At 69.3% G+C, this 20,062-nt stretch carries 18 protein-coding genes and 2 pseudogenes; 13 read left to right on the forward strand and 7 right to left on the reverse strand.

Annotation, left to right across the window (positions count from 1 at the left end; all coding sequences use genetic code 11):
• Positions 1-11 precede the first annotated feature (11 nt).
• Positions 12-884 carry a factor-independent urate hydroxylase gene (gene pucL, locus OO71_RS34950; RefSeq protein ID WP_033294272.1) on the reverse strand — a complete coding sequence of 291 codons (873 nt, stop codon included), beginning with the start codon at positions 882-884 and terminating at the stop codon, positions 12-14.
• 160 nt (positions 885-1,044) lie between these two features.
• Here pucL and OO71_RS34955 point away from each other — a divergent pair, with 160 nt between their 5' ends.
• Positions 1,045-2,559 (forward strand): helix-turn-helix domain-containing protein, encoded by a 1,515-nt coding sequence (locus OO71_RS34955; protein WP_033294273.1) that lies wholly within the window; start codon positions 1,045-1,047, stop codon positions 2,557-2,559.
• Here OO71_RS34955 and OO71_RS34960 read toward each other — a convergent pair.
• Entirely contained in the window at positions 2,517-3,431 is a 915-nt protein-coding gene (locus tag OO71_RS34960; protein WP_033294274.1) for a hypothetical protein, read from the reverse strand. The two genes, OO71_RS34955 and OO71_RS34960, sit on opposite strands and share 43 nt — an antisense overlap.
• A 203-nt stretch (positions 3,432-3,634) precedes the next feature.
• On the opposite strand from OO71_RS34960, the gene OO71_RS34965 reads away from it, so the two are divergent.
• The 3 genes from OO71_RS34965 (at position 3,635) to OO71_RS34975 (ending at position 5,762) form a co-directional block, all read left to right on the forward strand.
• A complete protein-coding gene (locus OO71_RS34965; protein WP_033294275.1) occupies positions 3,635-3,934 on the forward strand; it encodes a YciI family protein in 300 nt (99 codons plus the stop codon).
• Positions 3,935-4,074: 140 nt separating this feature from the next.
• Positions 4,075-4,944, forward strand: a complete 870-nt coding sequence (gene folP / locus OO71_RS34970) for a dihydropteroate synthase (protein ID WP_033294276.1) — start codon at positions 4,075-4,077, stop codon at positions 4,942-4,944.
• Entirely contained in the window at positions 4,944-5,762 is an 819-nt protein-coding gene (locus tag OO71_RS34975) for a pyrimidine reductase family protein (RefSeq protein ID WP_156096706.1), read from the forward strand. Before folP ends, OO71_RS34975 begins: the two co-directional genes overlap by 1 nt.
• On the opposite strand, the gene OO71_RS34980 is transcribed toward OO71_RS34975, so the two are convergent.
• Positions 5,750-6,526, reverse strand: a complete 777-nt coding sequence (locus tag OO71_RS34980) for a hypothetical protein (RefSeq protein WP_033294277.1) — start codon at positions 6,524-6,526, stop codon at positions 5,750-5,752. The genes OO71_RS34975 and OO71_RS34980 overlap by 13 nt on opposite strands.
• A 93-nt stretch (positions 6,527-6,619) precedes the next feature.
• Here OO71_RS34980 and OO71_RS34985 point away from each other — a divergent pair, with 93 nt between their 5' ends.
• From OO71_RS34985 to OO71_RS35005, 5 genes are all read left to right on the forward strand, one after another.
• Positions 6,620-7,438 carry a helix-turn-helix transcriptional regulator gene (locus OO71_RS34985; protein ID WP_033294278.1) on the forward strand — a complete coding sequence of 273 codons (819 nt, stop codon included), beginning with the start codon at positions 6,620-6,622 and terminating at the stop codon, positions 7,436-7,438.
• 90 nt (positions 7,439-7,528) lie between these two features.
• Entirely contained in the window at positions 7,529-9,055 is a 1,527-nt protein-coding gene (locus tag OO71_RS34990; RefSeq protein ID WP_033294279.1) for an AMP-binding protein, read from the forward strand.
• Positions 9,056-9,171: 116 nt separating this feature from the next.
• Positions 9,172-9,855, forward strand: a complete 684-nt coding sequence (locus OO71_RS34995; RefSeq protein ID WP_033294280.1) for a Crp/Fnr family transcriptional regulator — start codon at positions 9,172-9,174, stop codon at positions 9,853-9,855.
• 120 nt (positions 9,856-9,975) lie between these two features.
• Positions 9,976-10,722, forward strand: a complete 747-nt coding sequence (locus OO71_RS35000; RefSeq protein ID WP_156096707.1) for an adenylate/guanylate cyclase domain-containing protein — start codon at positions 9,976-9,978, stop codon at positions 10,720-10,722.
• Positions 10,723-10,783: 61 nt separating this feature from the next.
• Entirely contained in the window at positions 10,784-11,065 is a 282-nt protein-coding gene (locus OO71_RS35005) for an RNA polymerase sigma factor (RefSeq protein WP_156096708.1), read from the forward strand.
• Positions 11,066-11,108: 43 nt separating this feature from the next.
• Here OO71_RS35005 and OO71_RS35010 read toward each other — a convergent pair whose 3' ends face one another.
• Positions 11,109-12,149, reverse strand: a complete 1,041-nt coding sequence (locus tag OO71_RS35010) for an LLM class flavin-dependent oxidoreductase (RefSeq protein WP_033294303.1) — start codon at positions 12,147-12,149, stop codon at positions 11,109-11,111.
• A 161-nt stretch (positions 12,150-12,310) separates the two neighbouring features.
• Positions 12,311-12,811 (reverse strand): annotated as a pseudogene (locus tag OO71_RS35015) (SRPBCC family protein); the annotation flags it as partial.
• Between the two features lie 148 nt (positions 12,812-12,959).
• On the opposite strand from OO71_RS35015, the gene OO71_RS35020 reads away from it, so the two are divergent.
• The gene (locus tag OO71_RS35020; protein ID WP_033294282.1) at positions 12,960-13,667 is read left to right on the forward strand and encodes a hypothetical protein; all 708 of its coding nucleotides are present in this window, start codon (positions 12,960-12,962) and stop codon (positions 13,665-13,667) included.
• 1 nt (position 13,668) lies between these two features.
• Positions 13,669-14,388, forward strand: a complete 720-nt coding sequence (locus OO71_RS35025; RefSeq protein ID WP_033294283.1) for an SDR family NAD(P)-dependent oxidoreductase — start codon at positions 13,669-13,671, stop codon at positions 14,386-14,388.
• Between the two features lie 393 nt (positions 14,389-14,781).
• Here OO71_RS35025 and OO71_RS35030 read toward each other — a convergent pair whose 3' ends face one another.
• A complete protein-coding gene (locus tag OO71_RS35030; RefSeq protein ID WP_051792612.1) occupies positions 14,782-15,327 on the reverse strand; it encodes a winged helix-turn-helix transcriptional regulator in 546 nt (181 codons plus the stop codon).
• Positions 15,328-15,775: 448 nt separating this feature from the next.
• On the opposite strand from OO71_RS35030, the gene OO71_RS35035 reads away from it, so the two are divergent.
• Together OO71_RS35035 and OO71_RS35040 are read left to right on the forward strand one after the other, a co-directional pair.
• On the forward strand, positions 15,776-17,542 hold the full coding sequence (locus OO71_RS35035; RefSeq protein WP_425388730.1) for a lytic transglycosylase domain-containing protein: 1,767 nt from the start codon (positions 15,776-15,778) through the stop codon (positions 17,540-17,542).
• 726 nt (positions 17,543-18,268) lie between these two features.
• Positions 18,269-19,183, forward strand: coding sequence for an SDR family NAD(P)-dependent oxidoreductase (locus tag OO71_RS35040; protein WP_033294284.1), 915 nt, complete (start codon positions 18,269-18,271; stop codon positions 19,181-19,183).
• Positions 19,184-19,593: 410 nt separating this feature from the next.
• On the opposite strand, the pseudogene OO71_RS52600 reads toward OO71_RS35040, so the two are convergent.
• Positions 19,594-20,062 (reverse strand): annotated as a pseudogene (locus OO71_RS52600) (DUF222 domain-containing protein); the annotation flags it as partial.

Here is a 20,062-nt window from a genome sequence, read left to right on the forward strand (position 1 = left end):
AGTCGTCGGGGTCAGGACCAGGCCGGACCGGCAGATGGGGCGTCGTCGCGCAGGACGGTGCCCTCGATCAGGCCGTATGGCCGGTCGGCGGCGTAGAACACCTCGCCGGGGTTGTCGAGGCCGAACGGCTCGAGGTCGACGAGGAAGTGGTGTTTGTTCGGCAGCGAAAGGCGGACCTCGACGATCTCCGGTACCGCTTCGAGCACCGCCTGGCCCATCGCGTACAGCGTCTGCTGCAGCGACTGGCTGTGCGTGCCGCCGAACGCGTCGAGCAGAGCGGCGAGGGCGGTTTCGTGCGCGCGGGTCCAGTCGGCTTCCTCGACGGAGAACCGCCAGGTCGCGGACACCGCGGTGGCCAGAATCCGGTCCTTCGTCTCGGCCAGCGTCGTGTACCTCTCGCGGGGGAAGCCCCAGAATTCGGACCCGGTGGAGTTGAGCACGGTCAGGTCGTCGACGCCGCCGAGCACCCACGCGCGCTGCCCGTCGTAGGTGACCCGCGTGGTGCGCGTGCCGGCCCCGGAACGGGCGAACGAATGATGCGCCGGCTGTCCGCCGACCTGCAGCCGCTGCCACGGATGGGCGACGACGGAGACCCGCGCGGTGTCGATGCTCGGCTGCGTCGTGACGAAGTGCCGGGCCAGCCGCAGCGCGAAGTCCTCGATCTCGCCGATCCCGTCGCGGGCGAAGGCGAACACCGTGTTCTTCTGCGTGTCGGTGGCGAGGACCTTGTCGTTGGCCCCGGTCAGGTGGGTGTCGCTCATGTCGCCGGACAGCGACACGCTCACGGTGAGATCGGTGATCCGGTGCTCGTCACCGTCGCGGTCGACGCGCACCAGCCGGTTCTCGGCCTTCCCGTAGCGGTTGTCACCCAGCACGATCGCCATTGGTCATCCCTTCCTTCGCTCGCCGAGTGAGTACACACGCCGCGACGTGGCGCGGACCACGGCAGATCCGCCGAAAGCAACCACCGCCGGGTACCCGATTTTCGTAGTTTCCTCCAAACCGCTCCGATGTGAGGTACTGATGGGACGGAAGGAGGCGCGCATGCGGCTGGGTGCACTGCTGGACACCCCTGACCTGGGGCTGCGGCTGCTGGTGGGCGCGGGCGCCCGCGACCGCGAGTTCGGGCGCGTCTTCCAAGCGACCCTGAAGGACCCGACGCGCTACCTCGACGGCGGCGAGATCGTGCTGTGCGGCCTGCGCTGGCTGCCCGGGCCGGACGACGCGGACGAGTTCGTCGCCAAGCTCGCCGCCGCGGAAGTGGCTGCGCTCGGCGCCGGGACGGCCGAGGTCGGCGGCCCGGTGCCGGACTACCTGGTGGCGGCCTGCGAGCGCGCCGGGCTGCCGCTTTTCGAGGTGCCGATCTCGGTGTCGTTCGCGACCGTGGCCGAGCGGGTGATCCTGGGTCTCGCGGCGGAACGTTCGGCGCCGGCCCGCGATTCGCACCGGCGGCTGGTGGCCGCGGTGACGTCCGGACGCGGGCTGTCCGCGCTGGTCGAAGCAGGGGCGGAGGAGCTGGGTACCGGCTGCGTGGTGCTGAGTGCGACCGGACGGCCGCTGGCCGGTGGACCCGAAATACCCGCAGCGAGGCGTACCGCGCTGGCCCGCCGGTTCCTGCGCGCGGAACGGCTGCCGTGCCAGGACGGTCCGGTGACGCTGCTCGGCGCGGCGGGGCGGTCCGGGCATCGGGTGGCAAGCTGGTTTCTCGTGGTGGACGGCGATCCGAGCGGATGGTCGGCCGAGCTGGCGCAGGAGCTCGCGGCCCTGATCGGGCTGGAGCGCTCGCGGCTGGAGGAGGCCCGGCTGATCGAGAACCGGGCCGCCGAACCGCTGCTGCGCCTGGCCCTGTCCGACGACGCGGCGCCGGGCGAGCTGGGCTCCCGGCTGGCCGCCTCCGGGTTCGCGCCGCAGGACCCGGTGAGCACGCTTGCGGCGGAGGTCCGCGGCGGCGGGCCGGGGCTGGCGCAGGTGCTGGTGGAGGAACTGCTCGCGGCGGCCGGGGCGCCGGTGCTGGTGGCGACTGTCGGGAGCGAGACGTTCGGCCTGTTCCCCGCGCCGTACGACGCCGAAGCGCTGCGAGAGGCCGTGCACACCATCGAACCCGCGCTCGGTTCGGCCCGGCTGGCGCTCGGGCTCAGCCGCGCCCCGGACGCCGCCGGCCTGCGCTCCGGCGTGCAGGAAGCCCGGCACGCGCGCGCTCTCGCGGCGATGAGCCCGGGCCGCGCGACCGTGGTGTCCGGCGACGAGGTGGCGTCGCACCTGCTGCTGCTCGCCGCGGTTCCCGAGGAGCTGCGGCGGTCGTTCGGCGAGAAGGTGCTCGGCCCGGTGCTCGCCTACGACGCCGCGCACGGGTCCGAGCTGATGACCACGCTCAAAGCCTTCCTGGAGCATTCCGGCTCCTGGACCCAGACGTCGGCCGCGCTGCACCTGCACGTCAACACCCTGCGGTACCGGATCACCCGGATCGGCGAGCTGACCGGGCGCGACCTCGGCCGCTTCGCCGACCGCGTCGACCTCTACCTCGCCGGATGCTTCACCCGCAACTGGGGCTGGTCCTGACCGAGCCGGGACACCGCCACCAGGCCCGTTCCGGCCAGCACCGCGAGCGACACCGCCGACAGGACCAGGTACGGCACCGGCGCGGCGAACGGCGGAATCCCGGCGAACGCCTCCACCCCGATCACCGCGGTGAACACCGCGTCCGCGGCAATCGCGATGCGTACCAATAGCATCCGGCGTGCTTCGGGCAGGTCGGTGAACCGCAGCAGCCACGCCAGACCGGGTAGCACGAGGATCGCGTGCATGGCCACGGCGTGCAGCGGTTTGAGCGAACCCGCTGTGGTGTAAGCCAATTGCGGATCACCGCTGCGCGTGGCCGTGACCCCGCGGGCGATCATCACCGCGCCGGTGGCGAGTGCGACCATCAGCACCACCAATCCGGCGCGCACGGCCAGCCGCAAACTCGGCGATTCCGTGCCGGGAGAACGGAATGCGGCCACGGTGAAACCGAGCGCAGTCACGACCAGAACTGCGCCGCCGATGGCCAAGGTCATCGAAACCGTGGTGTCGAAGGAAGTCGCGAAGTTGAAGTGCGATGGAACTCCGCGCCAGGCTTGCATCGTCACCAGGATCACTTCGATCACCGAAGCGCCCAAGAATGCGCCGAGCAGTGTCTTGCGGGCACGAGAACCGAGTACGAGAAAACTGCTCACGCACGCGACTGTTGCCAGAGTGAGACCGAATGACAAACCGAACGTGACCGCCTTGCGCAGCGAAAGCGGACCGAGCCAGGTACCGCCGGAAGCCAGCAGTACCACGGCGTTCACCATGCCGCTCGTGAAGAGCACCGCACCGGTGCCGTAGGCCAGCCGCTCGACCGGTCTGCCTTCGTGCCAAAACCGGCGGACTGCCGCCGCATACAGGGAAGTCATGGTCCTCAGTGTCACGCCGCGGCCACCCGGTGTCGTCCGTCCGGTGTCGACACCTCCATACGCAAATTTGCGTACGCCGGACCGGAATTCAAACAGTACGCTTATCCGTAAAGAATTATTGGGATTACTTGACCAACGGATGACACTCGCCCGACACTCGGGAGGAGGATGCAACTTCCGGCACGGAGTTCTACCCTGACCTCATGTACATCGCATTGCTGTCATACACAGCACCTCGAAACGAAGTCGACTACGCGCTGGCCGAACATGCCGACTGGCTGCGCACCCAGTTCGCGCACGGATTGTTCCTCGTTTCCGGAAAAGGGAACGAGGACGCCGACCAGGTGATCATCTCCCGCCCGTGCCTGCGCGGCAAGCTCGACGCCGTGCTCGCCACCGACCCGCTCGTGCTGCAACGCCTCGCGCATTACCGCGTGATCGAATTCTCCGCCACCCGCACCGCCGTCGAGTTCCACACCGTCAACGAGGCGCTCGCCTCCTGATCTCCCCGCTCCGCCTGATCAGTTCGAACGCCCGGACGCAGGTGGCCTCCGGATCGCTCCGCCCGCCACCTGCCGGCGCTGCTCCCGCCGTGAACTCGCCTATGATCGCGGGAGATCGACGTTCCGGCCCGGGAGACCTCATGTACACGCCCGACCTCGTTTTCCGAGGCCGTCGCCTCACCAGTGACCGCGCCCTGGTGATGGCCATCGTGAATCGCACGCCCGATTCCTTCTATGACAACGGCGCCACCTTCGAAGAAGCACCCGCGCAGACCGCGATCCGCCGCGCCTGCGCCGAGGGTGCCGACCTCATCGACATCGGCGGCGTACCCGCGGGCAAGGGCCCCGAGGTCACCGCCGCGGAAGAGATCCGCCGGGTCGTGCCCACCGTCGCGTGGGCCCGCGAAACCTTCCCCGACCTGGTGATCAGCGTCGACACGTACCGCGCGGAGGTCGCCGACGCGGTGTGTCGCGCGGGTGCCGACCTGGTCAACGACAACTGGGCCGCGGTCGAGCCCGAGATCCTCGACGTCGCCGCCGAGCACGGCGCGGGCTACATCTGCGCGCACACCAACGGCCTGGTCCCGCGCACCGAGGCGGTGCGGCCGGTGTACGACGACGTGGTGGCCGCGGTCATCGACGGCACCACCTCGCTGGCCGAACGCGCAGTGGCCGCGGGCGTGCCGCGCGAGGGGATCATGATCGACCCCTGCATCGACTTCGGGAAGAACTCGTACCAGTCGCTGGAACTGCTGCGGCACGTCGACGCGCTGGTCGCCACCGGCTGGCCGGTGCTGATGGCGCTGTCGAACAAGGACGTGGTCGGCGAGACGCTCGACGCCCCGGTGGGCGAGCGGGTCATCGGCACGCTGGCCGCCACCGCGGTGTCGGCGCTGCACGGCGCGGCGATGTTCCGCGCGCACCAGGTCCGCGAGACGCGGCAGGTGGCGGAGATGGTGGCGAGCATCGTGGGCACCCGGCCGCCCGCGAACGTGGTGCGGTCGGTCTGATGCGTGAGATCTTCCCCGGCACCCGCGACCTCACCGACGCCGAGGTCGAGCAGCGCTACGTCTACCCGGACGGGCCGAGGTGGCTCGCGGTGAACTTCGTGTCCAGCGCGGACGGCGGAATCACCATCGACGGCCGCTCGGGCGGGCTGTCCACGCCTGCCGACCGCGTGGTGTACCGGCTGGGCAACGACCTGGCCGACGTCGTCCTGGTCGGCTCGGGCACCGCGATGGCCGAGGGCTTCGAGGGCATGCGGCCGAACGAACGGACCGCTGAACGCCGTCGCCGGCACGGCTTGGCCCCGATCGCGCCGGTCGCGGTGGTCAGCACCGGCCGGTCGCTGCCGCCGGACGCGCCGGTGATCACGAAGGCCGCGGTACCGACGATCGTCATCACGAGCGCGGCGACGGACCCGGCGCTGCGGGCGGCCTGGGCGAGGTCCGGGGCAGACGTCCTGCTCGCCGGGACGGGCGACCCAGCCCTGCACGAGGCCACCGGCGATCCGGCCCTGCACGCGCGCCCGGACGAACCCCGTCCCCACGCCCGGCACGGCGACGTGGACCTCCGCGGGGCGATCGACGAGCTGGCCCGCCGAGGCCTCCGCCGGATCGACTGCGAAGGCGGGCCGCACCTGTTCGCGTCCCTGCTGGCCGCCGGAGTGGTGGACGAGCTGCGGCTGACCATCGCGCCGATGCTGGTCGCCGGGGATGCGCCAAGGGTCGCGATGGGGGCGGGGATTGATCCGCAGCAATTGGAGCTGCTGTCGATCATTGAGGACGACGGGTCTCTGCTGCTGCGTTACCGGGTTCAGGCGCGCTGAACCGCGTCGTCCGCTTCCTCGAACGTCACCTGCGCCTTCGCCAGATCCGTGGCCGCCCGAGCAGCCCGTTCCTCCGCTTCCGCCAGCCGATCCCGCAGCTCCGTCACCCGCGCGTCAGCCTGTTCTGCCGTCCGTTCCGCCCGCTGGAGGTTGCGCTCAGCCTCCGCACGAGCCCGGACCGCCTGGCGTCGCTCCAAGGCCCGGATGCGCGCCTCCTCCTCCGCCCGCAGCCGCTCTTCCTCGGCCTTCCGGTCCTTTTCGGACTGTCGCTTCTTCTTGATCGGCACGGGATTCTGCGGCAGCGACAGCCATTGGTCGGCATCCTGGCGGGCCTTGGACGTCAGCCGTCCGGCGAGGGCGAGCCGGGCCACATCCGCGTCGGCGACGACGGCCTCCAGCGTCTCCTCCACCTCGCGCGCCACGGACTCACTCAGCCCGGACGCGTCCCGCACGATCCGCTGTACCAGCTCCGCCCGCTGCTGTGCCAGTTCGCGTAAGCGGGACCCGTCGAGCTGCTCGTGCGCCGTCCGCAGCTGCTCGCCCAAGGCGGCCAGCTCGGACAATGGCGTGGAGCCGTCGCGGGCCAGCCGGTTGACGTACGCCGCGGCGGCGGTCGGTTTGCGCAGCGCGCGGATGCGGCTGGCCAGGTCGGCGTCGCCGGCGTCCTTGGCTGCGCGGGCGGCAGCGGTGCGCTCCGCGACGAAATCCGCCGGCTGCCCTGCGTACAGGCGGTCGGCGACGGTGTCGAAATCCGAGGTGGCCACGTGTGTCACAGAACCACACGAGTAGTCCGAACGCGACGCAACGCGTACCGTGGACGCTCACCACACAAGGTCGAGTGAAGCAGGACGGTGCCCATGACGCCTCCGGGCCGGCTCGCGCTGACGGCCAGCCCCCTGGTCACCGGCGCGCTGAAAGCACTGCAGGTCGCGACTGCGCTGCCGGTCGCAATGGGCGGTCCGGTGTCGGCGGCGTCGCGATCGCTCGTGATCGACCAGCTTCGCGGCACCGCGACGCGGTCGATGCAGCACCTGCACGTGGACACCGGCGCCGGGCTCGGCGGCAAGGCGGTGGCGCTGGCCAGGCCGTCCACTGTGGTCGACTACCTCAACGCGCAAGGCATCACCCACAAGTACGACCATGCGGTCGCTCCTGAGCAGCTGCGCGCGATGGTCGCGCTGCCGGTGCGCGTCAGCGAAACCACGCGCGCGGTGCTGTACGCAGCTTCGCGCGAATCGATCACCTTCGGCGACCGCGTGCTCCGGGCAGCGGCGGCGGTGGTGGCGCGGCTGGAGCGGGACATCGAGGTGGAGGAAGAGGTACGGCGGCGGCTCACCGAGCCCGAAGTGGTCCCCGCGGCCGAACGCGGCGACCTGCATGCCGAGCTCACCGCGATCGCCGGGTCGATCCACGACGAAAGCGCGCGGCAGCGGCTGCTGGCGGTGTGCGAACGGCTGCGTCCGGAGCTCGACCTGCCGGGGGTCACCCTCACGCCGCGCGAAGTCGACGTGCTGCGGCTGGTGGGCGAAGGCTGTACCAATGACGAGATCTCCGATCGGCTGGGGCTGCTGCCGAACACCGTCAAGTCGTACCTGAAGCACGCGATGCGGAAACTGGCCGTGTCGAACCGGGTACAGGCGGTGAACCGCGCTCGCGCCGCCGGATTGCTGCGCTGACCACCCACTTAGTGGGGTGGCACACTCGCTGAAGCGGGGACAAAATCGCCGCACGGGCAGTGCGGCCCGCTGACGCGAAGGGATCGGCACGTGTTCTACGACCTCGGTGTCCGCGATTTCCTCGACCGCGCGGAGACGGTGTACCCGGACCGCATCGCGGTGGTGGACGAACCCGCTCAGCCTGCCGAATCGTGGGGTTCGGTGACCTACCGCGAGCTCGCCCGGCGGGCCCGCGCGCAGGCGGCGAACCTCGACGCGCTCGGTGTCCCGGCCGGTGGCCGCGTGGCGATCGTGTCGCACAACTCGGCCCGGCTGCTCACGTCGTTCTTCGGCGTTTCGGGCTGGGGCAGGATTCTGGTGCCGGTGAACTTCCGCCTCGCGCCCGCCGAGGTGAACTACATCGTCGAGCACTCGGGGTCCGAGGTGCTGATGATCGACCCCGAGCTGAAACCGTTGCTGGACACGGTAACCGCGAAGCACGTCTTCATCCTCGGCGAGGACGACGACAAGATCTGGGGCGGTGACGGCGAACCGCAGCCGTGGGCGGCCGACGAATCGGCCACCGCCACGATCAACTACACGTCCGGCACCACGGCGCGCCCCAAGGGCGTCCAGCTCACGCACCGCAACCTTTGGCTCAACGCAGCCACTTTCGGCTTGCACACCACGCTCAGCGACAACGACGTCCTGCTGCACACGCTCCCGATGTTCCACGCGAACGGCTGGGGAATGCCGTACGCGGTCACCGGTCTCGGCGGGCGGCACATCGTGCTGCGCAAGGTCGACGGCACGGAAATCCTGCGGCGCATACAGGAGCACGGCGTCACGATCATGTGTGCCGCACCCGCGGTCGTCACCGCTGCGCTGGACGGCGCGGCAACGTGGGAAGGCGAAATCCCGGGCCGCGACCGCGTCCGGATCGTGGTGGCCGGTGCGCCGCCGCCGACCCGCACGATCGAGCGCGTGCGCGCGGAACTGGGCTGGGAGTTCATCCAGATTTACGGCCTCACCGAGACGTCGCCGCTGGTCACCGTGAACCGCTTCCGCAGCGAATGGGCCGACCTCGAACCGTACGAGCAGGCCAAGCTGCTCGGCCGGGCAGGCGCGCCGGCGCTCGGCGTGCGGGTGGCGATCGACACCGACGGCGAGGTGCTGACCCAGAGCAACCACAACCTCGACGGCTACTGGGAAAACCCGGAGGAGACCGCGCGGGTCCAGGAGGGCGGCTGGTTCCACACCGGCGACGGCGGCAGCTTCACCGACGGGTACCTCACGATCGCCGACCGCAAGAAGGACGTGATCATCACCGGCGGCGAGAACGTGTCGTCCATCGAGGTGGAGGACGCGCTGAACTCGCATCCGGCCGTCCGCGAGGTCGCCGTGATCGGCATCCCGGACGAGAAGTGGGGCGAACTCGTCACGGCGCTCGTGGTGACCGACGGCACCGAGGTGACCGGCGACGAGCTGATCACCCACTGCCGCGGCCATCTCGCCGGGTACAAATGCCCGAAGCGCGTGGAGTTCCTGGCCGAGCTCCCGCGGACGGCAACCGGGAAGGTCCAGAAGTTCAAGCTGCGCCAGCCGTTCTGGGAGAACCAGGAGCGCCAGGTCAACTAGATCTCGTGAGGGTGCGCGAGTACTGGTCCGATTGCGGGTATTCCCCGAGCTGGGGCCGGAAGTCGATCTTCCGGCGCTACGCTGGGTGGACAGTCCGGTGATCGACGAGGGGCAGCGTGCGGCGCGAAGACGACCGACGGCAGGTCCCGTTCCTGCAGCGGCTGCCCGGACCGGATCGGGCGGCACTGCTGAAACTGGGAACCGGGCACCGGCTCCAGGTGACCCAGCCGGTGCTGCGGCTCGGCTCTCCCGGCACCGAGGTCGTGCTGCTGGAAGCCGGGTACGTCAAAGTGGCCTCGACCGACCCGGAAGCCCACTACGTCATCCTCGACATCGGCGGCCCGGGCGAGCTCTACGGCGAGGCGGCAGTGATCTCCGGGCGGCCGAGGATGGCCGACGTCGTCGCGCTCAGTGCGCTTTCGCTGCGCCGGATCGACGCGGACAGCTTCCGGCTGTACCTCCGCACGCACCCGGCCGCCATGTACGAGCTGCTGCGCCAGCTGGCCGACCGGCTGTCGGCCGCCCAGCAGCAGCGCACGCACACGCGCACGCCCGACACGATCACCCGGGTCGCGCGGCGGCTGGTCTATCTGGTGGACATCTGCGCCACCGAGACCGCGACCGGCTGGCGGCTCGACGCGCCGCTGAGCCAGGACGAGCTGGCGGCGTTCATCCCGCTCGGCCGCACCGCGTTCGCCACCACGCTGGAGCGGCTGCGGGAGATGGGCGTGATCAGCACCCGGCGGCGGGCCTTGTCGGTACTCGACCTGGAACGGCTGCACTGCCTTGCCCATATGTGATGTAGATCACACTGCCGAAGATGATCTACGGTCAGTTCTGTTCGGCGGCGGATGGAACTGCGTGCGGCCAGTCGCGAGACTCCCCCTTACTCACCGAGAAAGTCCGCGGGAGGACCACGAATGACCTCGCTCACGTCCAGTCACTACTGCGCTCAGACGAGGGCGGTGATCGCAGTGGACATCGTCGGCTCGTCGCAAGCCAGCGACGATCTGCTCGATCCGATGAAGACGGAGATGGAAACGCTGCTCGAACAGTCCCTCGCCACGGTCGGCCTGTCGTGGGCGCAGGCCGAACACGTGCGGGAGACCGGCGACGGGGCCATGCTGGCCTTCCCCGACCACCGCGCGGGGCAGGTGGCCGAGGTGGTGTTCTACCTCGATCACCTGCTGCGGGCCCGCAACCGGGACCGGCGCGTGCCGATGCGGGCGCGGGTGGCTGTCCACTTGGGACCGATGACCGACCACCACCGGTACCACCGCACCTACATCACGCTGACCCGGCTGCTTTCCTCGGCGGTTTTCGGTGACGTGGTCCGGCACTGGTGCCGCGCCGATCCGTCCGGGGAACGCTTCGGTGCCGGGCTGGTGATGTCGGAGGCGGTCTGGCAGTCGGTCGTCGAACCGTTCTCGGTCGCGCTCGTCCCGCCTGCCCGGTGCTCCCCCATCGACGTGGTCACCGCGGACTTCACCGGGAACGCCTGGATCCACCTGCCCGGCCTCGACAGCGACGACACGCTCGAGCGCATCCGGTACCCGGTGCCTGCCATGCCGCAGTTCTCCGGTCCGTTCATCCCGGGCCAGTCCCGCCCCGCCGCGTCCCCGGGGGTGCCGGATCTCGACGGGGACGGGCTGGGGGTCGGGGCCTGAGCCCCGCCGGTCCGACCAGGTATCCGGAGGTTCATCCGTGCGGATCCACGGGAAAATCGTCATGCGTCGGCCGCCCCCGCGTCGCCGGGGGCTTTCCGACGAGATTCTCGCCATCCTTTCCGCGGACGGCGATCCGAAGGCGTTCGAACTGCTGGTCCGCCGGTACTGCTCGGCCGTGTACCGGCTGGTGTCCGGGCATGTCCACTGCAGTGACGAAGCCGAGAAGATCGTCATCGACGTTTTCGCGGTGCTGCGGTGGGAACTGCGTACCGCCCGGGAGGCGCGTCCGGTGTGCACGGTGCTCAGCCGGATAATCGCGGATCGGCTGCCCGGAGCGCGGTGAGCTGCGGGCCGTCGTTCGCCGTTCGGCTGGCGGCGGCCCGCGTTCAGCCGGGTATTTGCCGTATTGCATCAAGCGCGCGGCCCAGGGTGGTGAGCCGCGCGTCGAGCGTGTCGCCTGCCGGATAGAGCCGGACCGTGTCGACCCCTTTGGCGTGCCACACACGTAGCCGCTCGCGGACCATGTCCTCGGTGCCGATGAGGGTGGTGGCGAGCACCATCTCGTCGGTGACAAATGCGGCGGCCCCGTCGCGATCTCCTGCCTGCCAGCGTTCCCACACCTGCGCGGCGACGTCGGCCCAGCCTTGGCGGCGGTACGCGTCGTGGTAGAAGTTCGTGCTGGCCGATCCCATGCCGCCCAAGGAAAACGCGAGCTCCTTCTTCCGCCCACCGACCATCGTCCGCAGCTCGTCCTCGTCGGCCGCGAACGCGACTTCGGCGCCTTGGCACACCACGAGGTCGCTGCGACGGCGACCGGCTTTCGCGAGCCCGGCGTCGAGGTACCGGAAGTAGGCGTCGGCGCCCTCGGGGACGAAACTGGTCCCGAGCCAGCCGTCGGCGATCTCGCCGGTGAGCTCGAGCATCCGCGGCGACAGCGAAGCCAGGTAGATCGGGATGTCCTCGTTCGGCAGGCTCGACAGCCGCATCGGCCGGGACTCGCCGGGGAGCGGGATCTGGAAAGCCTTGCCGGAGAAGGAAATCTTCTCCCCCGCGAAGGCACTGCGGATGATCTCCACGGTCTCGCGCATGCGGGTGAACGGCTTCGCGAACGGGACCCCGTGCAGGCCTTCGACGACCTGCGGACCGGACGGTCCGAGCCCGAGCGAGAACCGGCCGTCCGACATTTCGGCGAGCGTGAGCGCGGTTTGCGCGACCGCGACCGGCGTGCGGACGCCGAGCTGCATGATGCCGGATCCGAGCCGCAGCCGGTCCGTGCGCGCGGCGAGGTAGCCGAGCACCGACGGCGCGTCCGAACCCCACGCTTCGGCCACCCAGCATTCGTCGAGCCCGAGTTTTTCGGCCTCCAGCACGAAATCCCGCGTACCGGACCAATCGGCGGAGACTTCGACGGTGGTGGCCGTGCGCATCATCCCGCTTCCTGGACGTGATCTGTCTGGACGCCGTCTGTCTGGACGCGGTCTGGCTCGATGCCGTCTGCCTCGACGCGACTCGCCTCAACGCCGTCTGGCTCGATGCCGTCTGCCTCGACGCGATTCGCCTCGACGCCGTCTGCCTCAACGTGATCTGTCTCGACGCGGTCCTTGATCGCGCCGACGGTGGCGGTCATCGCGTCCTCGAACTCGCGCAGCCGGACGTGCACGATTTTCTGTTCCTTGTCCGGCATCCGCTCGATCACCTGCGAAATCCCGGACGGCCCCGGCCCCATCTGCGCCCACTGGGTGAGCCGCGTCCCGCCCTCCTCCGGGGTGAGCGTGAAGCGCCAGACCGCGGTCGGATTCGCCGGGTCGGTGACCGCCCAGGCGAACACGCGGGGCTCCTCGCACTCGACGATGTACGACGTGGTCTCCCATTCGCCGCGCGCCCGATGCCGGTTGCGCCCGATGAACGCGCGGCCGAGCGCAGGCGTGGCCCCCTCGTCGCACCACCGGATTTCCTGCAGCTCACCGCTGAGCTGCGGCATGAGCGCGACGTCCGAGGCGAACCGCCAGACGGCCTCGGGCGGGCCGTCGATCCACGCGTCCACCTGCACGGTGGGGGCGTCCGCGTACCGCGCGCCGGTCCACTCCATCGGGTGCCTCCTCCGCACTGCGCCTGGGTCAGGATAGTTGCGTAGATAGACCCAGCATGTCAAACGGCTTCCGGCTGCTACTTGTAAGATGCATCAATGCATCTTAGAGTGGGAGTTGATCAACTCGGGAACCGGAAGGGAGCCTCCGATGAGCACCACCGCCGACGGCCAAGCCGCCACCGTGGACGTGCACACCCTTGGCGGCACGTTCGACGAAGCGGCGGTCGACCAGTGGGAACTGGCCGCCGCCCAGCGCGCATTGAAGAATTTGAAGGCGGTGGCCAGCGGACAGGTGATGGTCGACCTGCTCGCCGACCAGATCGAGGCCGGGGACCAGCACGTCAAGGAGCTGCTCGCTGCTTCGGATGGGACATATCGGGAGTCGCGCACTGAATTCACCGTGCGCGGGCTCACCGGAACCGGACTGGCCGAATGGTTCCAGTCCCAATGGCGTAAATCGCAGGCCGACGCCGATTTCGACAACAAGACGCTGTTCTTCAACGCCCACCCCGAGCATTATGGTGCCCCGCCGCATTACCGCGGTGGAAATGTCGAAATGATCGGCGGCCACCTCATCAGATTCAAAGCAGTCGCCTTGTCCGAACTGCCCGTCGAGGTGAGGTCCTTCTATGCCCCGGAATATCCGGTACCCTTGATGAATGCCCTCCTGACTCTCGACGACGACACCCCGTTCGCGTATTGCGTCCATCAAGCGCGGGACACTGAAACCGGGTCGGACGTCGTGGTCCGCGTCCTTTACCCGTCCGCGGCCCCGGACTCGCTGATCGAGGGCCATTGCCGGCATTTGGCCATCGAATTCCGCACGTGGATCCGCAGCGCAGCGGCGGGACGGTGACATGGACTTCGCCGGAAAGAGGGCACTGATCACCGGTTCCGGATCTCTCGGCGGACTCGGTCACGCCGTGGCGAAACTCCTCGTCACCGGCGGCGCGGACGTCGTAATCACCGGCCGCGATCCGGAACGGGGCGCGCAGGTGGTCGACGATCTCGGGGACCACGCCGGTTTCATTCAAGCCGACCTGGCCGACCGGGAAGATGCGCAGGAGCTTGCCGAAAAAGCCGGTCCGGTCGATATCCTGATCAACAATGCCGCGCTGTCTTTTGGCACCGCAAAAGATCTGGAAAGCTACGACGCTACTTTTGCCGTCAATGTTCGGCTGCCGTTCATTCTCACTCAAGCTTTGGCGCCGAAAATGGCTTCAAACGGCGGTGGCAGTATCGTGAATGTCTCGTCCACTGCCGCCGGAATCGGAATGCCCGAGCTGACGGTCTACGGCGCAAGCAAAGCCGCACTGGAATCCCTGACGCGGGCTTGGGCTACGGAATTCGCTGATGGGAAAGTGCGAGTCAACGCGGTTTCGCCGGGCCCGATGCGGACGTCGAAGGTAGTCGCCGCATTGGGCGAGGACATGGGCGGCTGGGGCGAAACCGTGCCACTTTCCCGCGCGGCCGACCCAGCGGAGGTCGCGGAGGTGATCGCCTTCGTCGCCAGCGAACGAGCAAGCTTCATGACCGGCGCGATCGTAGCCGCAGACGGCGGGAGGTCGGCTATTTGAGTGGGCTTGGTTCCGGCTGCTTGCCCGGCGCAATCGTCCGCCAGTCTGTTCTTTGAGGTGGTCTCCCCATCCGCCTACTGGACCCGGCAGCTGCCCGGAACTCCCCGTCCGACAACTTGACCGGAGCGATCGTCGGCGACAGATGCTGGCCGGTCGGCAATTTGACGCGGGCTTCCCATCTGACTGCCCGATCGGCGCGATCGTCCGCGGCAGATGCTGGCCGGTCGGCTATGTGACGCGGCCTCCCGGTCCGGCTGCTTCACCGGGCAACCGCCCGCCGCAACGGCACCCGACCAGCCATCTGACTCGAGCTCCCCGCCCGGCCACTTCACTGGGCAGCCGTCCGCCGCAAACAGCACCCGACCAGCCATCTGATCGGCGCGTCCGGTTCGGCTATTTGACCGGAGCTTCCTGCTCAGCGAACCCAGCCTCGGCCGCTTCCTGCTCGGCGAACCTGGCCTCGACGTCCGGGCGGTGCGCCAGCCGTTCCGGGAAACCCGGGCCACGCCGCATCCGGGTGTCCTCCGCCGACAGCGGCTCGCCGCACTCCGCGCACACCACTTTTGCCTGAGTGTCGTGCCCGCAAGCCTCGTGGTGCAGGGTGATCGGCGGACCCGCTTCGGCCGACAGCCAGCGGTCGCCCCACGCGGTCATTGCCGCCAGGACGCTCCAGAAGTCGCGCCCCTTCTCGGTGAGGACGTAGTCGTATCGGACGGGCTCGGCCTGGTAAGCACGTTTCTCCAGCAAACCCTCGTCGACCAGCCTGCGCAGCCGGTCGGCGAGGGTGTTGCGGGCGATGCCCAGCGCCTGCTGGAACTCGTCGAAGCGGCGGACGCCGTAGAACGCGTCGCGCAGCACCAGCGGGGTCCACCAGTCCCCCAGCAGGTCCATGGTCCGGGCGATCGAGCACGGCCACTGCGCGAAGGAGGTGCGTTTCATGGCCTCGAGGATACGCCGTCCCAGTGTGCAACCCAGCAGGTCAGACGCGATGGCTCGGCGGTGACAACGTGCCGGTCGGTCCGATCCCCGTCCTTCGACGACGTCGTGGTCGCTTGTCGTGCCGGACACCTCACTCCATCCGATACCGGCAGGCACCTCCATCCCGCCACTGGCCGTCGCAATCTCGCCACGACCTCATACAGCCAGACCGGGCGGCGCCGGAAGCGTCTCGGCACTGTCCACAGTGGACTCCCGAGATTGGACTACTCCATTCGGCCCAATCAGGGAACGCGCCGGTTAAGTCCCGATGACCGGAATCCCACCAAGGTTTTATGCCAGACGAACGAAAGTTGGCCGGAACGGACAGAATTCGCGGCAACCCTGACCGGAGGGGGTGAAGATCCGCTAGCTTGACGACAGATCGGCCGAGCAGAACGGGGAGTCGCACATGGCCAGACGCAGGCCACGCCGCGCCGGGAAGCAGTCCACCCGGAGCGAGACGGACCGCGTCCCACTGCAGGCGGCTTCGAACGAGGTCGACCCGACGCAGGCTGACCAGGTAGTAACACCGGCCGCCCCGACCGCAGAGCGACCGGCGACCCGGGCCGAAGAGGACCGCTCCGAAATGCAGGCGACCGAGCGCGGGCGAGGCGACGAGCAGTTCGCCGACAACCAGGACGACCGCGCCGAACCGCACGAGACCGAAGCCGCCTGCGCCGCAATGCAGACCACCCAACCCGGCCGAGGCGACGAGCAGTTCACCGGTAACCACGACGACCGCTCCGAAATGCAGGCGACCGAGCGCGGGCGAGGCGACGAGCAATACCCCGCCAGCCAGGTCGACCGCGCCGCAGCGCACGGGTCCGAAACCGCCAGTGCCGGAACGCACACGACCGAGCCTGACCGGAACCGCGAGCAATACCCCACCAGCCAGAACGACCCTGCCGAAAACCAGTCGGCCCTCCGCCACGACGTTGCCGGGAACGAGTCGGGACCGGGCGAATCCGAGGTCGTCGAAGGTCGGATGGCTCGGCGGCTCACTCACCGAGCCGGGAATCGGGCTGTGCGTCGGCGGGCGGAGCGGGCCGGGCGGCAGTCCGCGCGGACGCGGGCGGTTGCGGCGCTTGCCGGGGGTGCGTTGGTGGTGCTGCCGACCGTCACGTCGTCCGGGCTGCCGATTTCCCTGCATTCGCCGAGCACGGTTCCGGTCGCGCAGCCTGCGCCGTCGTCGCCGTGGCTGCCGCCGGGGGTCACGCTGCCGCCGATCGGGGTTGACGGCAGTCTGCCGCAACCGCCCGTACCGCAGGCACTCGCCGTGCCGGGTTATCCGAACGGGCCTGGTTCGGCCACGCCGTCCGGACCGCTGGGTATTCCCGGCAGCATGCTCAAGGCCTACCACAATGCGGCCGACATCCTGGCCCGCGAACAGCCCGGCTGCCACGTCGACTGGGCACTGATCGCGGCCATCGGGCGGGTCGAGTCGAACCACGCGCGCGGCGGGTACGTCGATGCGCACGGCACCACCCTCGAACGCATCCTCGGCCCGGTCCTCGACGGCTCCGGCGGTTTCGCCGCAATCCGCGACACCGACGGCGGCCGCTACGACGGCGACCGGGTGTGGGACCGCGCCGTCGGCCCGACCCAGTTCATCCCGTCGACGTGGGCGTCCTACGCGTCCGACGGCAACGGCGACGGCGTGTCCGACCCGAACAACATCTACGACGAGACCCTCGCCAGCGGCCGCTACCTGTGCTCCGGAGGTCTGGACCTCTCCAGCGACGCCATGCAGCGAGTCGCGGTGCGCCGGTACAACAACTCACAGTCCTATGTGGACACAGTGATGGGATACGCGGCGGGCTACCGCGGCGGCGTGTCGCAGCTGCCGGACAGCCCGGTCCCGATCGGCGCCCCACCCGGACCGGGCGCAGTCGAGGCAGCGGCAGGCAGCCCGGCCGGGGACACCGCCCCTCCGGCACCACCACCCGCCACCCCACCCGCGACGCCCCAGCAACCGGGCAAGCCGACGCAGCTGCCGGGCAGCAGCACAGCCCCGAGCACACCGACCAGCCCCCCGGCGACGACGCCGAGCGCGCCTTCGTCCACACCTGCACCCACGTCGACGCCGAGCAGTACCACCCCGCCGCCGACCACTAGCACTACGACCACCACGACGACCACGTCGAGCTCCACTACCGAGGCTGCGCCGACGCACTGACCTGGGGCTGTGTCCCGCGGTGTTGGCAGCGGGTACGTGCCGGTGTGGCGGGGCTGGTCGATACGCGGGCTGCGTCGGCTGGGTCGCGACCGCGGGGTACGTAGCGGCGTGGCGGGACCGGTCGAAGCGCAGGCTGCGTTGGTGAAGTGGGCCGGGTAGGTGCGGCTGAAGCTACGTGCGCAGGTGTGGCAGGGCCAATCGACGCGCAGGCTGCGTCGGCGGAGTCGGCCGGGTGAGCCGACCGAAGCTACGTGCCTGCATGGGATTCTTCGATGCGCGGGCTGCGTTCACGGGGTCAGCTGATGACTGTGACTGCAGCGGTCCGTGCAGGAGTGGCAGGACTGGTCGAAGCGCGGGCTGCGTTGACGAGGTCGGTCGGGTGAGTGTGACCGCAGGGGTACATGCCGGTGTGGTGCAAGCGGTCGATGCGCGGGCTGCGTTGGTGGAATGGGCCGGGGCGGTCGAAGCGGTGCGTCGGGCGAGGCGGGTGTGTTGGCGTTCATGGGGGCGTTCTGGCGTTCGTGAGGGATGTGGTCAAGTGCGTCGGTGACTCCGTTCCTTGCCATGGGTTGCAGGGGCAGGCCGACGTAAGGTCGCTGCCGCTTGGTTGGGCCTGTTCATCGCGGGTTGTGTGGCATCCGCGCCGGTGGGGCGCTGCTTCAGCTTGGCCGAACGCCGGTTTCGTATAGTCCGGGCTGAACTGGCGGCGGACTGTGGGGAGCGAACGTGGTGTGGAATCCCCGGGTGCTGCCTGATCTGTCTGGTCGGGTGTATGCCGTCACTGGGGGTACTGCTGGGATCGGCTACTTCATCACCGAGCAGTTGGCCGCGGCCGGGGCGCGGGTGGTTGTGCTTGGGCGCGATCCGGGGCGGTTGCGGGCTGCCGTCGCCATGGTGCGGAGCCGGACCGGGAACACTGGGGTCAGCACGGTTCTGCTCGATCTTGCCGATCTGGATTCCGTCGCGGGGGCTGCCGAGGAGCTCAGCCGGCTCGGGCACGTTGACGCGCTGATCGAGAACGCTGGTATCACCGGTCCGGGGCCAGCGCGGCGAACGACCAAGCAAGGCCTGGAGTTGGCCGTCGGGACCAACCACTTCGGGCATTTCGCCCTCACTGCGCTCTCGATGCCCTTGCTGACCGCCTCGGCCGCGCGCGTGGTGCTGGCGGGGAGCCTGATCACTCGGATGTACCCGTTCGACCTCGACGATCTTCAAAGCGAGCGCAAATACTCCGATTTCCGCGCGTATTCGCTGTCAAAGCACGCCGTGCAGTCGTTCGCGATCGAACTCGACCGCCGGTTACGGGCGGTGAATTCGCCGGTACAGGCGATTCTTGCGCATCCGGGGTTCAGCCTGGAACGTACCAGTCCAGAACGGCGGGGAATCACCGAACCGGTTCCGGCGATGCGTTTTCTCGCACCGTTTACCCACGGCAAAGACCACGGCGCGTGGTCCGCGGTCCGAGCCGCGATCGACCCGACGGCTACTGGCGGTACCAGTTACGGTCCGGCTTTCGGCGGGGTCGGCCGCCCTCGCGCGGGACGGGCGATGGCAGCTTCGCGGGACCCTGAACGCGGGCGTCGGTTGTGGACGTTGTCGGAGGAGGTGACCGGGGTCCGCTTTTCGCTGGGCAGGAACTGAGGGTGCGTTTCATGTGGTGCTGCGCAATGGGGTGTCCTGCTTTGCGTTCGTGGTGCGTGGTCGGCGGGTGATCCGGATCGGTCTTGCGGTGCGCAAGGTCGATGAGACTGGGAGACGCATTCGGTGGGTGCGGCGCCGTTCCGCTTCCGTTGCGGGAGCGTGCGGCTCGTCAGTGGGGCCGGGCGGTGCGGTCCGGGGTGGGTTGTGGGCGGTGTTGCGGAGGGGTTTTTGTTCGGGGTCGAGGATTGTGGGTGGGATCCAGTGGACGATGTCGTCGGTGATGGTGATGTCCCAGGATGCGGGGTGGTCCATTTCGGGCCGCGGTCACAGCCCGGGAAGGTGCAGCCTCGGTCCCGGATCGCCAACGCACGGCGTTGAGTGGGGGTGGCGGTGCGGGCGGAACGACCCAAGTCCAGGACCTGGCTGTCGGTGCCCAGGACGGCGGGGTAGATCTTGGCATCGCAGAGCAGACGGCGCAGGTCGGCGATGGGGAGGGGGGTGTGGTCGTCCAGGAACACCGTTTTCGCCGCGGCCTGCAGATCGCTCAAGGCCACGGTGACGGTGGCGACGGCGCGTTCTCCTGCTTTCACCGGGAGGTCGGGGGCGCGGGCGGCCAGGTCGGCGATCGCGGCGATCGCGTCTCCGTGACGTTCGGCGGTCGTGCGGGGGTCCGGAGCGCCGGACCGGTCCGCGGGATCCGGGGCAGCGAGCGGGACCAGTAACTGTTCCAGGACAGTGCCGGTCTCGGGGTCGACATTGCCGGTGAAGTGGAACCGGCCGCCCCGGGTCCAGTGGTAGCGGAACTCCCGCCACGGGCGGGCCGAGGCGTCCGCGTGGTCGGCCGGTGGGGTGCCTTCGTGGTCCCAGTAGGCGCGTAAC

The sequence above is a fragment of the Amycolatopsis jejuensis genome (assembly GCF_000717335.1).
GTDB classification, from domain to species: Bacteria; Actinomycetota; Actinomycetes; order Mycobacteriales; family Pseudonocardiaceae; genus Amycolatopsis; species Amycolatopsis jejuensis.

Coding starts and splice junctions, on each gene's coding strand:
- OO71_RS34955 (WP_033294273.1), top strand. CDS start 1,045: ATGCGGCTGGGTGCACTGCTGGACACCCCTGACCTGGGGCTGCGGCTG.
- OO71_RS34985 (WP_033294278.1), top strand. CDS start 6,620: ATGACGCCTCCGGGCCGGCTCGCGCTGACGGCCAGCCCCCTGGTCACC.
- OO71_RS35010 (WP_033294303.1), bottom strand. CDS start 12,149: ATGCGCACGGCCACCACCGTCGAAGTCTCCGCCGATTGGTCCGGTACG.
- OO71_RS34975 (WP_156096706.1), top strand. CDS start 4,944: ATGCGTGAGATCTTCCCCGGCACCCGCGACCTCACCGACGCCGAGGTC.
- OO71_RS35005 (WP_156096708.1), top strand. CDS start 10,784: ATGCGTCGGCCGCCCCCGCGTCGCCGGGGGCTTTCCGACGAGATTCTC.
- pucL (WP_033294272.1), bottom strand. CDS start 884: ATGGCGATCGTGCTGGGTGACAACCGCTACGGGAAGGCCGAGAACCGG.
- OO71_RS35025 (WP_033294283.1), top strand. CDS start 13,669: ATGGACTTCGCCGGAAAGAGGGCACTGATCACCGGTTCCGGATCTCTC.
- OO71_RS35000 (WP_156096707.1), top strand. CDS start 9,976: ATGACCTCGCTCACGTCCAGTCACTACTGCGCTCAGACGAGGGCGGTG.
- OO71_RS35035 (WP_425388730.1), top strand. CDS start 15,776: ATGGCCAGACGCAGGCCACGCCGCGCCGGGAAGCAGTCCACCCGGAGC.
- OO71_RS34960 (WP_033294274.1), bottom strand. CDS start 3,431: ATGACTTCCCTGTATGCGGCGGCAGTCCGCCGGTTTTGGCACGAAGGC.
- OO71_RS34965 (WP_033294275.1), top strand. CDS start 3,635: ATGTACATCGCATTGCTGTCATACACAGCACCTCGAAACGAAGTCGAC.
- OO71_RS35020 (WP_033294282.1), top strand. CDS start 12,960: ATGAGCACCACCGCCGACGGCCAAGCCGCCACCGTGGACGTGCACACC.
- OO71_RS35030 (WP_051792612.1), bottom strand. CDS start 15,327: ATGAAACGCACCTCCTTCGCGCAGTGGCCGTGCTCGATCGCCCGGACC.
- folP (WP_033294276.1), top strand. CDS start 4,075: ATGTACACGCCCGACCTCGTTTTCCGAGGCCGTCGCCTCACCAGTGAC.